Annotated in this window: 3 protein-coding genes and 1 pseudogene; 1 reads left to right on the top strand and 3 read right to left on the bottom strand. The window is 74.3% G+C overall.

Going from position 1 to position 3,671, the window contains the following annotated elements; all coding sequences use genetic code 11:
* On the top strand, nucleotides 1–1,072 hold a 1,072-nt coding region (locus AB0J52_RS31900), incomplete at its 5' end, for an MFS transporter (protein ID WP_500186498.1).
* Here the strand turns inward: AB0J52_RS31900 and AB0J52_RS31895 are convergent.
* The 3 genes and pseudogenes from AB0J52_RS31895 to AB0J52_RS31885 all read right to left on the bottom strand — a co-directional run.
* Nucleotides 1,047–1,853: a DUF6923 family protein gene (locus AB0J52_RS31895; RefSeq protein WP_500186497.1), complete on the bottom strand. Its 807-nt coding sequence runs from the start codon at nucleotides 1,851–1,853 to the stop codon at nucleotides 1,047–1,049. The two genes, AB0J52_RS31900 and AB0J52_RS31895, sit on opposite strands and share 26 nt — an antisense overlap.
* An 11-nt stretch (nucleotides 1,854–1,864) precedes the next feature.
* The gene (locus tag AB0J52_RS31890) at nucleotides 1,865–2,953 is read right to left on the bottom strand and encodes a tyrosine-protein phosphatase (protein WP_500186496.1); all 1,089 of its coding nucleotides are present in this window, start codon (nucleotides 2,951–2,953) and stop codon (nucleotides 1,865–1,867) included.
* Between the two features lie 58 nt (nucleotides 2,954–3,011).
* A pseudogene (locus AB0J52_RS31885) lies at nucleotides 3,012–3,671 on the bottom strand (hypothetical protein); the annotation flags it as partial.

Below are 3,671 nucleotides of genomic sequence, written 5' to 3'. Positions count from 1 at the left end.
GGCGGCGGTGATGCTGCCGCAGGTCCTGTCGATCGTCCAGGACGCCTTCACCGGACCGGCCCGCGCGACCGCGCTCGGCGCCTACGGCGCGACGATCGGGCTGGCGTCCATCGCGGGGCAGATCGTGGGCGGCGCGCTGCTCGCGTGGAACCCGCTCGGGCTGGAGTGGCGCTCGGTGTTCCTGGTGAACGTCCCGATCGGCGCGGTCGCGCTGGCGGTCGCGGGCCGGACGGTGCGCGAGAGCCGCGGCGCCCGCGCGCGGATCGACCTGCCGGGGGCCGGGCTGCTGGCGCTCGCGCTCGTCGCGCTGCTGCTGCCGCCCGTCCTGGAGCGGGGGTGGCCGGTCGTGGCGGCGGGCGTCGTCGCCGGCGCGGTCCTGCTCGCCGTCTTCGCCCGGACCGAGCGGCGGCAGGCGGACCCGCTCGTGCCGCCGCGCCTGCTGGCCCAGCGGCGGATCGTCCGCGGGCTGCTCACCGTCCTCGCGTTCTACGCGGGCAACGCCGGGTTCTTCCTGCTGCTGGCGTACCACCTGCAGGCCGGGCTCGGGCTCTCCCCGCTGGGGAGCGGGCTGGCGTTCGCGCCGCTCGGGATCGGCTTCGCCGTGACCAGCCTGGCCGGTCGCCGGTGGGGCGCGCTCACCCTCGGGACGGCGCTGATGGGGGCCGGTCTCGGCGGGGTCCTGGCGATCGTCCTGACCGTGCCGCAGGACGTCCAGACCGTCGCGCTGCCGCCCGTGCTCGCGCTCGCGGGGGCGGGGCAGGGCCTGGTCGCCGCGCCGCTCATCGGCCGGGTGCTGGAGGGCGTGGACCCGTCCGACGCCGGGGCCGCCAGCGGTGTCCTGCTGACCGCCACCCAGATCGCCAACGCGGCGGGCGTCGCGCTGATCGGCGGCCTGTTCGCCCGCGCGCTCGGCGCGACGCCCGGCGCGTCCGGCGTCCCGTTCACGACCTACGCGCACGCGACCGCCGTGACGACCGCGGCCGTGCTCGTCCTGGCCGCGGTCACCGGCGTGCTCACCCGCAGGCGCCGGACCCCGGGTCCGGCGGTCAGGGGCGGTAGTGGCGGAAGTTGACGGAGAGCCGGTTCGGGGCCACGTCCAGGACGTGCAGCAACGAGCCGTCCGGGCGCGGCAGGAAGGTCAGGGCCTCGACCTCGGTGCCGGACGGCAGGCTCGGCGCCAGGACCTGGGTGACGGCGCCGGTGTCGAGGGCGATCCGGTAGACGGCCTTGGTCGCTCCGTCGGATGAGGCGTAGAGGCTGCCGTCGTGGACCTTCGCGCCCTGCACGTGCGGGATCGGCCGGCTGAGCGGGATGCGCTTGACCAGGTGGCCGTCCGTGAGGCTGTAGGCGTTGAGCGCGGTGGCGTCGTACTCCGAGGACAGGAGGTAGCCGTCGCCGACGGCCGTCCACGGGACGCCGTCACGCTGGATGTCCTGGGGCAGCGCGAACGCGGTGCCCGTGTAGGAGAGCGTGGCGGCGTCGTAGACGGCGATGTAGGGGTGCTGGTACTTGCTGCCGTCCTCGATGGGGACGTACAGCCTGCCGTCGTAGTAGTCGATCCCGCCGATGTGGTTGTCGCCCTGCAGCGCCAGCCCGGCGGGGATGGCCGTCGGGTTGGACGCCAGGGTGCCCCCGGTCAGGGAGACCTTGCTCAGCCCGTACTGCCAGGAGAAGTACCAGACGCTCCCGTCCGTCGTGACGCCCTGGGAGCGCTGGAGGGCGGTGGTCAGGTAGAAGGTGTCGCTGGAGACCTGCTGCCAGCCGTCCGCCGAGGCGGGCGCGGCGACGAGGGCCACAGCGAGCGCGGTCGCGGCCGCCAGACTCGGGATTCGCCGCCTCATTCGTCGCTTCATCGGGGCTCCCCTCAGGACGCCAGCAGGCGGGTCTTCAGGGAGGCGATCGTGGCGTCCGACACGCCGAGCCCCTGGCGGACGTAGTTGTCGAACGAGCCGAACGAGCGGTCGACCTCGGCGAACGCGGCGTCCAGCCAGTTGGCGCGGACGCTGTCGGAGCCGTAGTAGGTGTTGCTGGCCAGGTAGTCGTTGTAGATGGTCGCGCGGTCCACGCCGAGGATCGTCAGCAGGACGGCGGCGCCCCAGCCGGTGCGGTCCTTGCCCGCGGTGCAGTGGAACAGGGCGGAGTCGGGCTGGGCGGCCAGCGAGGTGAGCAGGTCGCGGTAGGCGGCGCGGGCGCTCGGGGCGTTCACCATCAGGCGGTAGCCGAGGTTCTGCTCGGCGTCCTTGGTGGACGAGAGCAGCTTCGGCAGCGCCAGCAGCAGGGCGAGGGTGAGGCCGTCGCCGGTCGGAAGGCCCTTGGTGACGTCGATCAGGTCCGCGACCTTGTAGGACGCCCCGGTGGGGAGCTTGTCCGGGGCGTCGAGGCGCTCCTGGAGGTTGCGCAGGTCCACCACGAGTCTGATCTTGTCGGCGGCGAGCGTGGCCTGGTCGGCGGCGTCGAGGTCGCTCAGCTTGTTGGAGCGGTAGAAGACGCCCATCCGCACCCAGTGGCCGTCGGCCGTCCGGTAGCCGCCGACGTCGCGGAGGTTGCGGGCGTGCGGCAGGTGCAGGGAGCGGTCGGCGACGACGAGCGGCGCGCCGTTGGCCGGGACGAGCCGGAAGTACCAGCGCGCGGCGGACGGCAGGCCGGTGGCGGTGACCGTGCCGGACGTCCCGCCTGACCCGACCGGGCGCGCGGCGCCGCCGCCGGACGCGTCGGTGACCGCCGTGACGGTGACGTTCCCGGCGTCCGGGGCCTGCCAGGCGACCGTGTAGGAGCCGTCCGCGGCCTGCGTGACGGTGGCGGCGGTGAAGACCGACCCTGTGGTGAGCGACCCCGTGGTGAGCGCCGTGCGGATGGGGGACGCCAGGGCGGGGGACGCGGGGGCCAGCAGGGTCAGCGCGGTCGTGACGGCGGTCGCCGCCGCGAGGGTCGTCTTCGGGGGGAGGGTGCGCATGGGGGTGCTCCTCGAAGATCTCTCGGTGTCGCCGGGGGGGGGGAGGGTCGCGGGAGGGTCAGGGGCGCGGGGGGATGGTGCAGGGGCGTCCGCCGCAGGTGTCGACGATCCGGCCGGTGGCCAGGAACGTCGCGAGCTGCGACATCGCCTCCGCGGAGCCGCGGGTGTCGCCGTGCGGGTCGCTGCCGGCGGTGTTGGGGGTGTTGGTGAGCGGCGGGGCGGGCGTGCCGCTGTCCCAGATGACCAGGCCGGATCCCGCGTGCGGGTAGCGGGTGAGCGCGGGCAGGTTCCAGAACGGTGTGACGTCGGGTTTGCGGCCGGGGTCGAGCGCGGGCTGCCGCACCGGGACGTCGCCGAGCGTGCGGGCCATCACCTCGGTGGCGATGTTGGCGACCTGGTGGTCGCCGAACGCCTCGTGGATCAGCACCCGGTGCGCCGGCGTGCGGGGCAGCGGGTCGCGGGTGACGTGCGCGGCGTAGCCGTCGCCCTCGCCGCGGTCCCAGAGCATCTGGATGAGGTTCAGGACGAGCTGCTGGTCGAGCTTGTCCGGGTAGCTGATGTTGAGCAGCGTCTCGTACTGGGCGAAGTCGACGCTGCGGTTCAGCATCGTGCTGTAGTTGATGCCGGGGACGATCAGCGCGGACCGCCGCCAGTCGGTGGCGAGCGCGGTGAGCGCCGCGCCCTGGATGCCGCCCTGGCTCGCTCCCGCGTACGCCAG

Origin of the sequence: Spirillospora sp. NPDC049652, assembly GCF_040675125.1 — a bacterium.
GTDB lineage: Bacteria > Actinomycetota > Actinomycetes > Streptosporangiales > Streptosporangiaceae > Spirillospora.
Note: the sequence above shows the minus strand (reverse complement) of the source record. Positions and strands in the feature narration are given on the sequence as shown.